Here is a 14030-nt window from a genome sequence, read left to right on the forward strand (position 1 = left end):
GATGTACATCGATCCGGCCCGGAAGGCGACGCCCTCGACGCCGGCGCGCCAGTAGTCGTGCTCGACGACAGTATTGGTGCTGGGCACGATCACCCCAAATACTGCGCGGGGGCCCACCATGTTCGTCATGGGCCGATCTCCACGAGGTGCAGGTCGACCGCGCGGTGCGCACGAGCGCGGGCCGTCGGCCGGTCGAGGAGCAGCGCGTCGACGAGCAGCGGCGAGACGATCGCGGCTACCGTGTCGTCTGCGGCGGTCCGCGACATCCCCGCGTCGTGCAGCACGGCTTGGAAGGGCGCCAGCAGGTCCTCGACGTAGCGTCGCCGCAGATCTGCGGCCGCAGGGTCTGGTCCGGCGGTCGCAGCGAGCGCCTGCAGGAACGCCGCGACGGGCTTGTCCTGGAGCCGGTTGCACAGCGCGTCGACTTCCGCGTGAAGGTCTTGCGCCACGTCGCCTGTGGGCGTACAACGTGGGCTGGGGGCGACGTCGATCAGCGCGGCAAGGACATCGGTCGACGTGGGCCAGTGTCGGTAGATCGTCGACCGGGACGCCCCCGTCGCTTGGTGCAGGCGCTGCGCCGTCAGCGCGGCCGCGCCCTCGGTCAGCAGAAGCTCCAGCGCCGCGGTGAGCACCGTGGCGACCGTGTCGTTCGCGGGCCCCGGGGGCCGTCCGGTCTTGGTCACGGACATAACGATACAGCATGTACTGCTAATGTGATATCAATACATCTTGTATCGGTAAGTTGACGACCCATCATCACCTGAGGAGACCTATGCGCCCCCACGTAGAGACCATCGCCGAGCATGACCTGATCTGGCACATCGCCGAGTTCGAGCACGCCACAGGCACCGCCCGGCAGCGCAACCTCTGCTACGACGAGGAGGACGGCTCAGCGTCGCTGAAGGTGCACTTCACTACCGACTGGTCGCGCCCCGCCGGCGTCCACGCGGCCGAAACTGAGTGGTACGTGCTGGAGGGCCAGGTCCGCATTGGCGACACGGTGCTGGGGCCCGAGGGCTACTGGCACGCCAGTGCCGGCGTCCTGACCCCGCCGCTGGAGGTCGCCGAGGGGTCGGTCGTGCTGGTGTTCCGCGAGTTCGGAGACTGGGCCTTCACCCCCGCCGACGCCGACTCGCCTATCGTCCGCCCCGACCAGGAGCTGATCGTCCTGCAGACCAGCGACATGCCGTGGATCGACGTCGAGGACGGCAGCCCTATGCGCTTCGACATCGGCGGCACCCCCCGTCCCCGGCCTCTACATCAAGCTGCTGCACCGTGATGAGAAGACCGGCTTCTACACCCGGCTGATCAAGGCTAAGCCGGGCTGGGTCGAGCATCCCCTCGCTCACCACCCCTGCAGCGAGGAGGCGTACTGCCTTGAGGGCGGCTTCGAGTACAGCTTCGCACCATGTGGCCCGGTACCTACTTCTACCGTCCGCCGTTGGTGCGCCACGGCGACTTCGTCGCGCACCGCGAGCACGGCTGCACGTGGCTGATGCGCTCCGACAGCGACCTGGTCGACTGGTACACCGAGGACGCTCGCATCGAGATGCTCGGCACCCCCACCAACTGGGGTGAGGGCTTCCCCACACCGCCGCCCCGCGACCCGTGCAGCCGGTGCGCTCGCGCAGCCTCGGCGCCTGGGCGGATCCGACCTACCAGTGACGGGAGGGCGGTCCCGGTATGCCTGCTGACGCAGCCCGGGACCGTCACGCCTGCGGCCGCTGCACCCTCATGTGACAGGAGATTCGACGGTCACGAGTTGTCCTTGCGCGGGGGACCCAAGCCAGGGCTGTCAGCCTTCTTCGCGCAGGCGGGGCGGTGTGGCGTTCTTGGGGCGGATGCCGTGCTTGTCGGCGAAGAACGCGCGGACGATGTCCATGTCGGCGGTGACGTCGTCCGTGGCGTGAAATGTTGGGCCGAATCCCATGGTCTTGGTCGGGGGCTCGAAGAACGCCAGCGTGATCGGCAAGCCAGTCTCCTTTGACAGGCGCAGGAAGCCCGACTTCCAGTACTCGCCCTTCGAGCGGGTGCCTTCAGCAGCCAGGATCAGCCGGAACGGTTCACCATTCTTGGCCTCGGCCGCCAGCTCGCTGACGACCTGGCTGGCGTTGTCACGGTCGAGCGGAACTCCGCCGAATGCCCGCAGGATCCACCCGAGCGGCCCCTTGAACAGCTGCTTCTTGACCAGCACCCGTGGGTGGGCGCCGTCGTTCCACATGACCAGCAGCATCGTCAGGAAGTCCCAGTTCGACGTGTGCGGGGCACCGACGAGGATTCCGCTCTCGGGAACTTCGCCGACCATGCGGTAACCGATCAGGCGGGTGATGCCGCGGGCCAGCCGCTGTCGGATCATGGGCTTACCTTATCGGTGGTACAGCTGCTGGTGCGGGCGGTTGACGCTCGCTCTCGATGCATCCATACGATCGGCACAATGAGACAGACTCCGACTGCCGACGGGCCTGGTCGCCGCCAGGCTTGCTTCATCGACGCCGCCGGCTGATCTGGTCGGGAGCAGTTTTCGTGCTGGTGGCGACGGTGGCCATCGCTGGTCTGATCGCCGTGGCCTTCTCGCCCGATCGACGAGCATGGAGCGACGATTCACGGGTCGTGTAGATCCTGCCGGTCGGGGCCCGATGTCGGTGACGCGGTCGACGTGTGGGTACGCGACGACGGCAAGATCGAGCTGACCGATCCCGAAGTCACGATCGTCTTCATGGTGGTCGGGGTCCTGGTCTTCTTCGGCCTCGGCGTTCTGGTGTTCTTGTCCGTCAGGACCAACGTGCGAAAGGTGGATGAGCAGCTTGCTGCACCGCCTCCGGCGCCTTGAACGTTAGCCGGAGCGGGATCGGTTGCGGATCGCAACGGTCCTGACTAGCGTGTTCCCATCGCCCTTCGCGGAGCGTTCAAGCAGCTGGTCCGGACCAAGGACGTCGATGACGTCATCCATCAGAACGACGACGATCCGACCGACACAGAGCACCACACCAAGCTCGACCGCCGTCTGACGTCGTGGGACCTCATCGGATTCGGCATCGGCATCGTGATCGGCACGGGTATCTTCACCCTGACCGGAGTGCAAGCCAAGAACAACGCCGGCCCCGCGATCGTCATCTCGTTCCTGATCGCCGGAGGCGTCGCCGTGCTCGCGGCGATCTGCTACGCCGAGCTCGCCGCCGCTGTGCCGACCGCGGCAGCTCGTACACGTACGCCTACACGACGATCGGCGAGGTCTTCGCCTGGATCATCGCGTGGGACCTCATCCTGGAGTTCGCGCTCGGAGCGGCCGTCGTCGCCCGTGGATGGTCCGGCTACCTACAACATGCGTTGGGTCTGCCGCACGCGTTCTTCGGCGAGAAGGACTCGGTCGTCAACCTGGGCGCTGTCCTGATCGTCGTCGTCATCGGCACGATCGCCACGATCGGCATACGTGAGTCCAGCTGATCACGAATGCGTTGGTCGTGGTCAAGGTGTCGGTCTGTGTCTTCGTCGTCGCAGTCGGCATCTTCTTCGTCAAGGCGCAGTACCTCACCCCCTACATCCCTCCGTCGCAGCCGCTGGACCCCGAGAAGCAGTCGAGTGGGCTCCAGCAACCCTTGTGGCAGTGGATCACCGGAGTCGATCCGACCGCATTCGGCATCACCGGGGTGCTGGTCGCCGCCGCCGTGGTGTTCTTCGCCTACAGCGGTTTCGAGGCCGTCGCCAACCTCGGCGAAGAGACCAAGAACCCCGCCAAGGACATGCCCCGCGGGCTGCTCGGGACACTCCTGATCTGCACGCTCCTGTACGTCATGGTCTGCTTCGTGCTGACGGGCATGGTCAACTACACCGACCTCAGTGAGGGTGCTCCCATCTCGGACGCGTTCTCCCAGGTCGGGCTCGAGTGGGCGGGGGTGCTGATCGACATCGCCGCGATCGCAGGTCTGACCTCAGTGATCCTGGTCGACATCGTGGCGATGGGCCGCATCGGCTTCGCGCTGTGCCGCGACGGCCTGCTGCCTACCAGGCTCGGCGCCGTGCATCCGAAGTTCCGCACGCCGGCGCTGATCACGATCATCACGTCTGCCGTCGTCGCTGTACTTGCCGCGTTCGTGCCGTTGGGGACGTTGGCCGAGATGGTCAGCATCGGGACGTTGTTCGCCTTCTTGGTCGTCTCGATCGCGGTCATCGTCCTGCGGCGCACCAAGCCGAAGATGAAGCGACCGTTCCGCGCGCCCCAGGTTCCGATCCTGCCCCTGACGTCGGCGCTCGCCTGCGTGGCCCTGATGTCGAACCTGGCAATCGAGACCTGGATCCGGTTCCTCGTGTGGCTCGTGCTGGGACTAGTCGTGTACTTCGCCTACCGGCGCCGTCACTCCAGGCTCGGGCAACGTGCCGCCCAGCCGAGCCGTGCACCCGGCATGTGACCCCGCACCGGTAATCTGTGACCATGCTCACTCGTTCGCGTGCTGTCTTGCTTGCTGTCGCTGGAACCATGCTGGCTGCCTGTGGCACCGTGCACCCCGGCGACGCTGCCGTCGTCGACGGCCAGTCGATCTCGATGTCGACCCTCGAAGACACTGCCGGGGCATACTGCCTCTTCACGTTGAACTCAGCACAGCAGCAGGGCATCAAGGCCATCAGCAACACCGACATCCGCCGCCAGGCCGTCGTGTCGTTGGTGTCGACGACCGTCGCGCGAAGTCTCGCGAAGTCCGAGGGGCTCGACATCAAGCCTGTCACGTACGAGCTCGGTGAGGCGGAGGAGGACCAGCTCGCCGAGGTGTTCCCTGACGCCGATCAGGAGAAGATGCGCAAGGCTCTGCAGGAGAGCCGAGAAGTCTCGGCGATCGCGATCGCGTTGGCGGCCAAGCAGACCGGCCAGGTGCCTGACCAGGAGAACCAGGCTTCGCTCGAGGAGCTCGGTCGGGCCGCCATCATGAAGGAGTTCAAGCCGAACGACGTCAAGTTCGCCCCGCGGTTCGGCCTGAGCCCCGACGGTGCTGAACGATCGGCGACCGGTTCTCTGTCGGTCGCTCCCGTGGACCTCGAGGCGCCCGCGCCCGAGGAGCTGCCGAAGACGCAGCGCTGCTCCTGATGCAGATCCTGGTCCTCAGTCCTCGGGTTGCACCGGGGATCTTGACCCTGCCCGCCTGGGACGCGCTGCGGGCTGCCGCCAGCGTCCGTGCCACCGAGATCGATCCGCACGTCGACGCGATCATCGCTTCGGGCATCGCGGTCGAGCTCGGCGGCCGGCCTGATTCAGGCGAGACCGGAACGGTCTGGATCGCTCCGACCGGTGACCTCGCGTGGGCCAACAGGCTGGCCGATCAGCTGATGTCCACCGACGGCGACTCGGCGGACATCGAGGTCATCTTCGGTTCGTACGACCTGCCGGGATCATCCCTGCTCGACGTCGTCGACGTCATGGACCGGCTGCGACGCGAATGCCCGTGGACGGCCGAGCAGTCGCACGCCTCACTGAGTCCCTACCTGCTCGAAGAGGCCCACGAGACCCTTGAGGCGCTCGACAACGGCGACAGCGAGCACCTGCGCGAAGAGCTCGGGCGACCTCCTGATGCAGATCGTGTTCCACGCCCGGATCGCCGCCGAAGGCGAGGGCTGGGACATCGACGACGTCGCGGCGGGTATCGCCGGCAAGCTCATCCGGCGCAGCCCGCACGTCTTCGCCGACGCGTCCGCCGAGACCGCCGACGACGTCGATGCTGCCTGGCAGCGGATCAAGGCGACCGAGAAGCAGCGCACGTCGGTGCACGAGGGTATTCCCGAGACGCTGCCAGCGCTGGCGTACGCCGACAAGGTTCTCGGGCGTCTCGGTGACGTCGATGTCACCGGCGACGACTTCGGATCCCGGCTGCTTGCGTTCGTCGTCGAAGCCAGGGCTGCCGGGTGGACGCCGAGGAGACGCTCCGCAAGGCGGTTCGCGAGCTGGGTTAGCCGCACTCGTCTCGTGGACGGCCTTTGCCGTGGATGACGAGCTTCACATCGCCTGGGAGCATGCGGCCTGTGGGAGAGCTGCGCTTCCGCCCTTTGGGAGATGGCCGGACGGGTGTTCAGTTCACGATGGCGATAGCGATCCTTCCGTCCGCCTTCTTGGGGATTCCGAGATAGGAGAGATGAACCCGAGGCAGCTCGCTTATCGAAGCAATGACGTCGGCCCCCAGATCGGACCGAGCGCTGGGGCGAATCCGCAGGTCGACCAGCTCGTCGAACGACCTGGTTCCGTCAAGGTCCGTGTCGACGTCGATGAAGGCCGAGTAGGACTCATCAGCGCCAGATTCCACATGGGCGAAGTCGCCGCCATTCTCATCAGCTTCGAGTAGCGAACCGAACTCACCGGGCGCCATCGTGGGGAATTCGAGTTCTGTCCACGTGGACTTTTCGGTCGCCGGTGTTGATGATTGTGAACTGCATCTGACACAGATCGTAGTTCTTCTCCTTCAGGCGGATCACGAACTCGGGGCTCGGATCTGAACTGTCGTCGTCGGCATTCCTGATCTCGAACGGCATCGATTTGCCGTCGCAGCGCAACCAGCGAGGTTCGACCTGGATCCCGTTGCGGGCCTCAGGCGCGGCGTAGAGCAGGAGCCAGGGCAGTCCGATCATGAGCGTTCCTGCGATGGCCCCAGCGACTATCCAGAGTCGTCCTGCACGGTGAGAGCGAGGACGCTCGGGGCCGCTCACAGGCGTCGTTTGGGGTATTTCCACCGAGACAGCGTGACACAGTCCGCCCCGCGCGTTCGTAAGGGGAGTGGCGGCGAGGCGGGTCCGTCGGCAAACAGCACGGCACTAGGCTGTCCCCACAGGTCTTTCACTAATGAGGAGCAGTCTCTTGGCACGCATCGACGCCGTCGGCGCACGGGAAATTCTGGACTCGCGGGGCAACCCGACCGTCGAGGTCGAGGTCGCCCTCGACGATGGCACGATCGGACGCGCGGCAGTTCCGTCCGGCGCCTCGACCGGCGCGTTCGAGGCCGTCGAGCTTCGTGACGGCGGCAAGCGCTACCTCGGCAAGGGCGTCCTCAAGGCGGTCGCCGGCGTCAACGACACGATCGGCCCGGCCCTCGTCGGATTCGACGCGGACGACCAGCGTTCGATCGACCTGGCGATGCTCGACATCGACGGCACGCCCAACAAGGCCAAGCTCGGCGCCAACTCGATCCTCGGCGTCTCGCTGGCTGCATCGCGTGCCGCCGCAGACTCCGCAGGTCTGCCGCTGTTCCGCTACGTCGGTGGTCCCAACGCGCACGTGCTGCCCGTCCCGATGATGAACATCCTCAACGGTGGATCGCACGCTGATTCCAACGTCGACATCCAGGAGTTCATGATCGCGCCGATCGGCGCGGCGACGTTCACCGAGGCACTGCAGCAGGGCGCTGAGGTCTACCACGCACTGAAGTCCGTCCTCAACGAGCGCGGGCTGTCGACCGGCCTGGGCGATGAGGGTGGCTTCGCGCCGAACCTCGACTCGAACCGGGCGGCGCTCGAGCTCATCTCGGTCGCGGTCGAGAAGGCCGGTCTGAAGGTCGGCACCGACATCGCCATGGCGCTCGACGTCGCGGCGTCGGAGTTCTTCAAGGACGGGTCGTACTCCTTCGAGGGCCAGCAGAAGTCGGCCGAAGAGATGTCGGCCTACTACGCGCAGCTCGCCGCTGACTTCCCGATCGTCTCGATCGAGGATCCGCTCGACGAGGACGACTGGTCTGGCTGGACGACACTGACCGAGACGATCGGCAATGACGTACAGATCGTCGGCGACGACCTGTTCGTCACCAACGTCGAGCGTCTGACCCGCGGCATCGAAGAGGGCGCCGCCAACGCGCTGCTCGTCAAGGTCAACCAGATCGGTTCGCTGACCGAGACCCTCGACTCCGTCGAGCTGGCCCACCGTCACGGCTTCGCCTGCATGATGAGCCACCGCTCCGGCGAGACCGAGGACACCACGATCGCCGACCTGGCCGTGGCGACGAACTGTGGCCAGATCAAGACCGGTGCGCCGGCCCGTTCCGACCGTGTCGCCAAGTACAACCAGCTGCTGCGCATCGAGGAGCTTCTCGGCGCTGCAGCGTCGTACGCCGGCGCTTCCGCGTTCCCGCGGCTGGCGCTCTGACCCATGGCAGCGCGTTCACCTCGCGGCCCAGGACGGAAACCTGATCGCAGACCGGGTGGGGGGATCCCCCACCTCGAAGCGTGGTCCGTCCGGGCAGCGAGGTGGACGTCCTGCCGCCGTCGGCGCAAGCACGGCAACCACGCCAGCGCCGGCCAAGTCCGGGCGTCGACTGACGACTCGGGCTGTCGTCCTGATGGCCGTCGTCCTGCTGCTGCTCGCCTCCTACACCTCGACGTTGCACGCCTGGTGGGAGCAACGCTCCGAGATCCAGGCGACGAAGGCCGAGATCGCGATGCGCAAGCAGACCATCGCCGACCTCGAGGACCAGAAGGAACGTTGGGACGATCCGGCGTTCGTCAAGCAGCAGGCCAAGGAACGTTTCGGCTGGGTCTCACCCGGCGAGGTCGGCTACCGGGTCATCGGCAGCGACGGCAAGGTGCAGGGCGATGCGGTGCCGACCCTCGACGTCCCGACCCAGGCGAAGGCTCCGCAGTGGTACGACAAGCTGTGGGGCAGCGTGGAGGCGGCCGGCAAGGAGCCGGAAGCCCCGAAGACCAACCAACCCGATCCGGACAAGGTGCTGAAGGACCAGTGAACGTAGCGCAGGCCGACCTCGATGCAGTAGCCGAACAGCTGGGCCGCCCGCCTCGCGGGATCCTGGAGATCATGTCCCGGTGCCCGTCGGGTCACCCCAATGTGGTCAAGACCGAGCCGCGGCTCGACGACGGGACGCCGTTCCCGACGATGTTCTACCTGACGTGCCCGCGCCTGGCCGGTGAGATCGGCACGTTGGAGGCGTCGGGGCTCATGAAGGAGATGACGGCGCGGCTCGGGGAGGACGAAGTGTTGGCTGCGCACTACGCCGAAGCGCATCGCACGTACCTGGCTGAGCGCGAGGCCTTGGGGCACGTCCCTGAGATCGACGGGATCACCGCCGGTGGCATGCCCAACCGGGTCAAGTGCCTGCACGTGCTGGTCGGACACTCCCTCGCGAAGGGTCCGGGCGTGAACCCGCTGGGAGACGAGGCGATCGAGCTTGCTCGGCGCCTGGTGGGAGGGCAACTCGTGCAGCGCCGACTGGACGCCGCCGGAGCCGGACGATGCCTGAGCGGGTTGCCGCGATCGACTGTGGAACCAACTCGATCCGGCTGCTGATCACTGACGTCGACGGCGACTTCAAGACCGACCTGCTGCGCGAGATGCGCATCGTGCGTCTGGGCGAGGGCGTTGACGAGACCGGACGGCTCAGCGCTGCCGCGATCGAGCGCACGTTGGTGGCAACACGTGAGTACGCGCAGATGATCGAGACGTTCGAGGCGACCTCGATCCGGTTCTGCGCCACGTCGGCGATGCGCGATGCCGCGAACGGCGTCGAGCTCGAGGATGCGGTCGAGGAGATCCTCGGCGTCCGGCCGGTCGTTCTCGCGGGTGTCGACGAGGCGCGAGCGTCATTCGTCGGGGCCACCCGCTCGCTCGCTCCGGCCCGCACCCTGGTCGTCGACATCGGGGGCGGCTCGACCGAGCTGGTGGTGGGCACCGGCGAGACGATCGAGTGGTCGGTGTCGCTCGACATCGGTTCGGTGCGCCTGACCGAGCGTTTTCTGGCGGGCGACCCGGCTCCTGTCAACGAAGTTGCAGAGTGCATGGACTACCTCGACCGGGTGCTGAAGCCTGTGCTCGACCAGATCTCGCCGATTGACTCGTTCGTGGGCGTCGCCGGCACGGTCACGACGGTCGCTGCACATGCGTTGGCATTGCCGTCGTACGACTCGACCCAGATCCACGGTGCACGCCTGCCGCTCGACGACGTGCGCGCGGCCTGCGTGTCGCTGGTGCAGATGTCCATCGCCGACCGGCGGGCGCTGCCCTTCATGCATCCGGGACGCGCCGACGTGATCGGGGCCGGGGCGTCGATCGTCGACCGGCTGATCGCGCTGCTGCCGCTCAACACCGACACCCTGGTCGTCAGCGAGCAGGACATCCTTGACGGAATCGCTTGGGAGATGACCGCATGACGACCCGACGACTTCACGTCACGGTGCCTGACCCCGACTGGGCCGAACGCCTGGGCGACATCGCTGACATCGACCTGACGGTCTGGGACTTCGCCTCGCCGCAGCCAGATCAGCACGTCGATCTCGCAGTGCGTCCCTACACCGTGCTGGCAGGTGGTATCGACACCCTCGACCCGGCACGTCTGTCGGTCATCCAGGCGCAGTCGCTGGGCTTCGACGGCATCGCCGAGGCGCTGCCGGCCGGCATCACGTACTGCAATGCGGTCGGGGTCCACGAAGAGTCCACTGCCGAGCTCCGCGGTAGCGCTGCTGCTCGCCTCGCAGCGAGAGATCGACCGCTACGTCCGCGAGGCAGGTCAGTGGAACAGGCGGTTCACGTCGAGCCTGATCGACCGGCGGGTCATGCTGCTCGGCTACGGCGGCATCGGTGTCGAGGTGGAGAAGCGCCTCGACGGCTTCGGCGCCACCCTGGTCAGGGTCGCGTCGCGGCGCCGTGAGGACGAGCGGGGGACGGTCCACGGGATCGACGAGCTCCCCGAGCTGTTGCCGACGGTCGACGTCGTGGTGCTCGCGGTGCCTCTGAACGACGGGACGACGGGACTCGTCGACGACGCGTTCTTGGCGGCCCTGCCGGAAGGAGCGATCGTCGTCAACGTGGCTCGCGGTCCGGTTGTCGACACCGAGGCGTTCCTGCGCCAGGCCGGACGGATCCGTCTGGCGGCCGATGTGATCGACCCCGAACCGCTGCCTGCGGATCATCCGTTGTGGACTGCCCCCGGCGCTGCTGATCTCCCCGCACACCGGCGGGATGTCGAGCGCGATGCAGCCCCGGATCGAGGCCGTCGTCCGCCGCCAGATCGCCCGACTCCAGGCAGGACAGGAACCTGCCGACATCGTGGTGCCGCGCCGCTAGGCTGTCACGCACCTCGCTCCCGTAGCCCAACTGGCAGAGGCAGATGGCTTAAACCCGTCACAGTGTGGGTTCGAACCCCACCGGGAGCACCTCTCGCTGACCCAGCTCGGTCGTAGATTCTCCGGGCGGGTGGGGTTACCGGACTCCTCGCACCTGGCTGATCGACGGCGGCGGCTCGATGCCGTCACGGAGGTCTGGCGCGGGGTACACGTCGACGGACGGGGCGCCGAAGCGCAGCTGTCCGGCCCAGGCAGGTCCTGTCACGTCATCGGCGGGGTCCTCGGGCCAGTTGTCCGACGTGCGCAACGACCACTGGCGTATCGGCATCTGCAGGATCATCGTGGCCGCCAGCTCGCGCTTCGTCGAGGGACGAACCTCGTCGACGCGACCGGGTATCAGCCGCTCGGTCATGGCGTTGAGCGCAGGCTCACGTTCGGCCTCGGCCACCGGGGTGAACGATCCGAACAGCACCGCGCTGGTGTACACCAACGATGACTCGAAGGCCGACCGAGCCACGACGACCCCGTCGACGACGGCCACCGAGACGGCGACGTCCACGCCGCTGGCGATGCGCCGCATCCAGCGAGAGCCTGTCGACCCGTGCACCAGGATGCTGTCGTCCAGCCGTGCCACGAGCGTGGGCAGGGCGGCCGGATTGCCGTCGTCGTCCACGAAGGCGACGTGTGCCAGGACGGTCTTGTCGTCCAGCAGCTGATCCAGCAGTGCTCGGTCGGGGGACATCTTCTCGGGCATGCGAGCGGGCGGTCTGGTGGGCATGTGCCAATCCTGCCCAAAAGACTGCAGGTCTGACATGGTGAGTGGGTGATCTTCTCCTCGCCCGATCCGGCTGCGGATCCCTACTTCGCCAGGGCGCTTCTGGGGTTGCAGCGATCTGCGTACGCGTTGGAGGCCGAGCTGATCGGAGACGACTGGATCCCGCCGCTGCAGCAGGACGCCGTCGGGCTGACCGCCTGGCGAGGACACTGGATCACTGCATGGGACGGGACGGACCTCGTCGGTGCCATCGCCTGGGACGAGTGCCGCGAGGTGGTCGACATCGAGAAGGTCATGGTCAGCCCGCAGGCGACTCGTCGCGGTATCGCGTCAGAGCTGCTCGGCCAGGTCATCGCACGTTCGGCCGGACGGCAGGTGGTCGTCGCAACGGGACGCGACAACGCGCCGGCGGTCTCGCTGTACTGCAAGCCGGCTTCACCCCGACGGGCGACGAGCAGGTGCCTCCGGGCATCTGGGTGACGCGCCTTCGGCTGGGCGCCTAGGAAGGCTCGAACCTCAGGGCTGCCCAGGTGTCGTCGAGCGCGACCGACTCGACGGCGTACCAGCCGTAGTCGGCGACGAGCTCTTGGATCGAGTCCTCGTCGATGTCGGCGTGGTTGCCGACGGGGTAGGACACCCAGACGACGGGGATCGAGCCGCTGGGCAGTACCTCGTCGAAGCTGTCGGCGAGCCGGTGCGGTCGCCGGCGAACAGGATCGCTGCGTCCACAGACTCTGGTTCTTCCTCGTCGCGGACCTCGATCATCTCGGCGCCCTCAGGCATGGGGTCGAGGATCGAGGTCTCTTCGACGGAGGTGCCAATGACCCCAGACGACGAACCCCTCGGAGATACGGAGGCTTTTCGGCGTTGGTCGACTCGGTCATGCGGCCATCCTAGGGCTTGCGGACGGCCATCAGATCGCGGATGTCGCGATCGACACGCAGACCCTTGCCCTCGAAACGGGTCAGCGGGCGTCCTTCGAAGCGGGGGCCCAGTCTCCGGAGAACTCGAAGTCGGTCGAGCCTGCCAGGACCTCGCGCATCTGGTCGGCGTAGTCCTGCCAGTCGGTGGCGAGCCGCCACACCCCGCCAGGTGCCAGGGCGCGGGCGGCGATCGCAGCGAAGTCGGGGGTGATGAGTCGGCGTTTGTTGTGGCGCTTCTTGTGCCACGGATCGGGGAACCAGATGCGTAGCTCGTGCACCGATCCGGGGGGCAGCATCGTCGAGAGCGCCTCAGCCGCGTTGACGATCATGAGTCGGACGTTCGTGACTCCGGCGTGGCGGGCGGTGACGAGGGTCTGGGCGACGCCCGGCACGTAGACCTCGAGGCCGAGGAAGTCCCAGTCGGGGTGCTCGCTGGCGGCGTGGACGATCGCCTCGCCGCGGCCGCTGCCGATCTCGACGACGAGCGGCGCCTTGCGCCCGAACGTCGCTTCTTGGTCGAGCACGTAGGTGGGGTCGATCGACGTGTTCGGGCCGTGCCGCGGTGCGTCGAGGACGAACGTCTCGGCGGTCGCGTCCCAAGCACTCTGCTGACGTTCGGTCAGCCGTCCGCCGCGGCGGGTGAACGAGACTGGTTCGGTGCGATAAGGCGTGGGCTCCACTCGCGCTAGCGTAGACGGGTGGCCCCACCAACAGATGACGAGGACTGGCGACCAGACGACAAGGACTGGACCTGGGTGCTGGACGACCAGTGTCCCGAGTGCGGGCTGACGGCGGCGAGCGTCGCAGTCGCTTCGATCGGCGACCGGGTGCGGGCCGACCTGCCGCGCTGGGTCGAGGTGCTCGAACGTCCAGGTGCTCGCGAACGTCCTGCGCCCACGGTCTGGTCGCCCACCGAGTACGCGTGCCACGTGCGTGACGTCTTCGTGCTGTTCGCTCAGCGCATCCAGCTGATGCTCGACCAGGACGACCCGGAGTTCGCCAACTGGGACCAAGACGTGACGGCCGTCGAGGACGACTACGCCGCGCAAGATCCGGCAGTCGTCTCGGCCGGCTGGTCGCTGCCGGGGAGTCGATGGCGGACGTCCTCGACGCGCTCACCCCAGAGGTGCTGGATCGGACCGGGCGTCGCAGCAACGGGTCGAGGTTCACGATGGAGACGCTGGCGCAGTACTTCTTGCACGACGTCGTGCACCATCTCGAAGACGTACGCGGCTAGCCTTCGTCCGCGTGTCGCGGTCTGGTGCTCGGCGCGGTAGTACGCATTGCGTGGTACT

19 protein-coding genes, 1 tRNA gene and 3 pseudogenes are annotated in these 14030 nt (G+C 67.0%); 16 read left to right on the top strand and 7 right to left on the bottom strand.

Translation table 11 applies throughout. The annotated features are described in order from the left end of the window. Window positions 1–125: 125 nt before the first annotated feature. Window positions 126–683, bottom strand: a complete 558-nt coding sequence (locus ACHMWU_RS12125) for a TetR-like C-terminal domain-containing protein (protein WP_396043983.1) — start codon at window positions 681–683, stop codon at window positions 126–128. A gap of 89 nt (window positions 684–772) precedes the next feature. Between ACHMWU_RS12125 and ACHMWU_RS12130 the strand changes: the two genes are divergently transcribed. Together ACHMWU_RS12130 and ACHMWU_RS12135 are read left to right on the top strand one after the other, a co-directional pair. Beyond that, the gene (locus ACHMWU_RS12130; protein ID WP_396043985.1) at window positions 773–1279 is read left to right on the top strand and encodes a DUF4437 domain-containing protein; all 507 of its coding nucleotides are present in this window, start codon (window positions 773–775) and stop codon (window positions 1277–1279) included. Continuing rightward, window positions 1269–1496: a DUF4437 domain-containing protein gene (locus tag ACHMWU_RS12135; RefSeq protein WP_396046694.1), complete on the top strand. Its 228-nt coding sequence runs from the start codon at window positions 1269–1271 to the stop codon at window positions 1494–1496. Before ACHMWU_RS12130 ends, ACHMWU_RS12135 begins: the two co-directional genes overlap by 11 nt. A gap of 299 nt (window positions 1497–1795) precedes the next feature. Here ACHMWU_RS12135 and ACHMWU_RS12140 read toward each other — a convergent pair whose 3' ends face one another. Further along, window positions 1796–2356, bottom strand: coding sequence for a 1-acyl-sn-glycerol-3-phosphate acyltransferase (locus tag ACHMWU_RS12140; protein WP_396043987.1), 561 nt, complete (start codon window positions 2354–2356; stop codon window positions 1796–1798). A 300-nt stretch (window positions 2357–2656) separates the two neighbouring features. Here ACHMWU_RS12140 and ACHMWU_RS12145 point away from each other — a divergent pair, with 300 nt between their 5' ends. The 6 genes and pseudogenes from ACHMWU_RS12145 (at window position 2657) to ACHMWU_RS12170 (ending at window position 5974) form a co-directional block, all read left to right on the top strand. Beyond that, on the top strand, window positions 2657–2830 hold the full coding sequence (locus tag ACHMWU_RS12145) for a hypothetical protein (protein ID WP_396043989.1): 174 nt from the start codon (window positions 2657–2659) through the stop codon (window positions 2828–2830). Between the two features lie 182 nt (window positions 2831–3012). After that, window positions 3013–3444: an amino acid permease gene (locus ACHMWU_RS12150; protein ID WP_396043991.1), complete on the top strand. Its 432-nt coding sequence runs from the start codon at window positions 3013–3015 to the stop codon at window positions 3442–3444. Between the two features lie 26 nt (window positions 3445–3470). Beyond that, a complete protein-coding gene (locus ACHMWU_RS12155; protein WP_396043993.1) occupies window positions 3471–4406 on the top strand; it encodes an APC family permease in 936 nt (311 codons plus the stop codon). A 68-nt stretch (window positions 4407–4474) separates the two neighbouring features. Continuing rightward, window positions 4475–5077: a hypothetical protein gene (locus tag ACHMWU_RS12160; protein WP_396043995.1), complete on the top strand. Its 603-nt coding sequence runs from the start codon at window positions 4475–4477 to the stop codon at window positions 5075–5077. Window positions 5078–5406: 329 nt separating this feature from the next. Beyond that, window positions 5407–5532 (top strand): annotated as a pseudogene (locus ACHMWU_RS12165) (MazG family protein); the annotation flags it as partial. A 25-nt stretch (window positions 5533–5557) separates the two neighbouring features. Beyond that, complete coding sequence (locus tag ACHMWU_RS12170; protein ID WP_396043997.1) at window positions 5558–5974, top strand: MazG nucleotide pyrophosphohydrolase domain-containing protein; 417 nt, start codon at window positions 5558–5560, stop codon at window positions 5972–5974. A gap of 79 nt (window positions 5975–6053) precedes the next feature. On the opposite strand, the gene ACHMWU_RS12175 is transcribed toward ACHMWU_RS12170, so the two are convergent. Both ACHMWU_RS12175 and ACHMWU_RS12180 read right to left on the bottom strand, forming a co-directional pair. Beyond that, on the bottom strand, window positions 6054–6347 hold the full coding sequence (locus ACHMWU_RS12175; RefSeq protein ID WP_396043999.1) for a hypothetical protein: 294 nt from the start codon (window positions 6345–6347) through the stop codon (window positions 6054–6056). Next, window positions 6334–6606, bottom strand: a complete 273-nt coding sequence (locus ACHMWU_RS12180) for a hypothetical protein (RefSeq protein ID WP_396044001.1) — start codon at window positions 6604–6606, stop codon at window positions 6334–6336. The genes ACHMWU_RS12175 and ACHMWU_RS12180 overlap by 14 nt, the downstream gene beginning before the upstream one ends. Before the next feature lie 226 nt (window positions 6607–6832). Here ACHMWU_RS12180 and eno point away from each other — a divergent pair, with 226 nt between their 5' ends. The 6 genes and pseudogenes from eno (at window position 6833) to ACHMWU_RS12210 (ending at window position 11127) form a co-directional block, all read left to right on the top strand. Then, the gene (gene eno, locus ACHMWU_RS12185) at window positions 6833–8110 is read left to right on the top strand and encodes a phosphopyruvate hydratase (RefSeq protein WP_396044003.1); all 1278 of its coding nucleotides are present in this window, start codon (window positions 6833–6835) and stop codon (window positions 8108–8110) included. A 55-nt stretch (window positions 8111–8165) separates the two neighbouring features. Then, a complete protein-coding gene (locus ACHMWU_RS12190; protein ID WP_396044005.1) occupies window positions 8166–8705 on the top strand; it encodes a septum formation initiator family protein in 540 nt (179 codons plus the stop codon). Further along, window positions 8702–9218: pseudogene (locus ACHMWU_RS12195) on the top strand (DUF501 domain-containing protein). Before ACHMWU_RS12190 ends, ACHMWU_RS12195 begins: the two are co-directional and overlap by 4 nt. Further along, window positions 9211–10125: an exopolyphosphatase gene (locus ACHMWU_RS12200; RefSeq protein ID WP_396044007.1), complete on the top strand. Its 915-nt coding sequence runs from the start codon at window positions 9211–9213 to the stop codon at window positions 10123–10125. The pseudogene ACHMWU_RS12195 and the gene ACHMWU_RS12200 overlap by 8 nt, the downstream one beginning before the upstream one ends. Before the next feature lie 258 nt (window positions 10126–10383). Beyond that, window positions 10384–10845, top strand: a pseudogene (locus ACHMWU_RS12205) (NAD(P)-dependent oxidoreductase); the annotation flags it as partial. 208 nt (window positions 10846–11053) lie between these two features. After that, window positions 11054–11127 (top strand) — tRNA-Leu (locus ACHMWU_RS12210). A gap of 46 nt (window positions 11128–11173) precedes the next feature. Here ACHMWU_RS12210 and ACHMWU_RS12215 read toward each other — a convergent pair. Continuing rightward, window positions 11174–11815: a pyridoxamine 5'-phosphate oxidase family protein gene (locus tag ACHMWU_RS12215; RefSeq protein WP_396044009.1), complete on the bottom strand. Its 642-nt coding sequence runs from the start codon at window positions 11813–11815 to the stop codon at window positions 11174–11176. Window positions 11816–11860: 45 nt separating this feature from the next. Between ACHMWU_RS12215 and ACHMWU_RS12220 the strand changes: the two genes are divergently transcribed. Next, window positions 11861–12292 (top strand): GNAT family N-acetyltransferase, encoded by a 432-nt coding sequence (locus tag ACHMWU_RS12220; protein ID WP_396044011.1) that lies wholly within the window; start codon window positions 11861–11863, stop codon window positions 12290–12292. A gap of 19 nt (window positions 12293–12311) precedes the next feature. Here the strand turns inward: ACHMWU_RS12220 and ACHMWU_RS12225 are convergent, their stop codons facing one another. Further along, window positions 12312–12449, bottom strand: coding sequence for a hypothetical protein (locus ACHMWU_RS12225; protein WP_396044013.1), 138 nt, complete (start codon window positions 12447–12449; stop codon window positions 12312–12314). Between the two features lie 327 nt (window positions 12450–12776). Further along, complete coding sequence (gene trmB / locus ACHMWU_RS12230) at window positions 12777–13415, bottom strand: tRNA (guanosine(46)-N7)-methyltransferase TrmB (RefSeq protein WP_396044015.1); 639 nt, start codon at window positions 13413–13415, stop codon at window positions 12777–12779. A gap of 18 nt (window positions 13416–13433) precedes the next feature. On the opposite strand from trmB, the gene ACHMWU_RS12235 reads away from it, so the two are divergent. Then, window positions 13434–14012, top strand: coding sequence for a DinB family protein (locus ACHMWU_RS12235; protein ID WP_396044017.1), 579 nt, complete (start codon window positions 13434–13436; stop codon window positions 14010–14012). Window positions 14013–14030 lie beyond the last annotated feature (18 nt).

Source organism: Aeromicrobium sp. UC242_57 (genome assembly GCF_044452305.1).
GTDB lineage: Bacteria > Actinomycetota > Actinomycetes > Propionibacteriales > Nocardioidaceae > Aeromicrobium.

Excerpts from the sequence above, each read along its gene's own strand:
- ACHMWU_RS12130 (WP_396043985.1), top strand. The coding sequence starts at position 773 with ATGCGCCCCCACGTAGAGACCATCGCCGAGCATGACCTGATCTGGCAC.
- ACHMWU_RS12140 (WP_396043987.1), bottom strand. The coding sequence starts at position 2,356 with ATGATCCGACAGCGGCTGGCCCGCGGCATCACCCGCCTGATCGGTTAC.
- ACHMWU_RS12160 (WP_396043995.1), top strand. The coding sequence starts at position 4,475 with ATGCTGGCTGCCTGTGGCACCGTGCACCCCGGCGACGCTGCCGTCGTC.
- ACHMWU_RS12170 (WP_396043997.1), top strand. The coding sequence starts at position 5,558 with ATGCAGATCGTGTTCCACGCCCGGATCGCCGCCGAAGGCGAGGGCTGG.
- ACHMWU_RS12175 (WP_396043999.1), bottom strand. The coding sequence starts at position 6,347 with ATGGCGCCCGGTGAGTTCGGTTCGCTACTCGAAGCTGATGAGAATGGC.
- ACHMWU_RS12180 (WP_396044001.1), bottom strand. The coding sequence starts at position 6,606 with ATGATCGGACTGCCCTGGCTCCTGCTCTACGCCGCGCCTGAGGCCCGC.
- ACHMWU_RS12200 (WP_396044007.1), top strand. The coding sequence starts at position 9,211 with ATGCCTGAGCGGGTTGCCGCGATCGACTGTGGAACCAACTCGATCCGG.
- ACHMWU_RS12215 (WP_396044009.1), bottom strand. The coding sequence starts at position 11,815 with ATGCCCACCAGACCGCCCGCTCGCATGCCCGAGAAGATGTCCCCCGAC.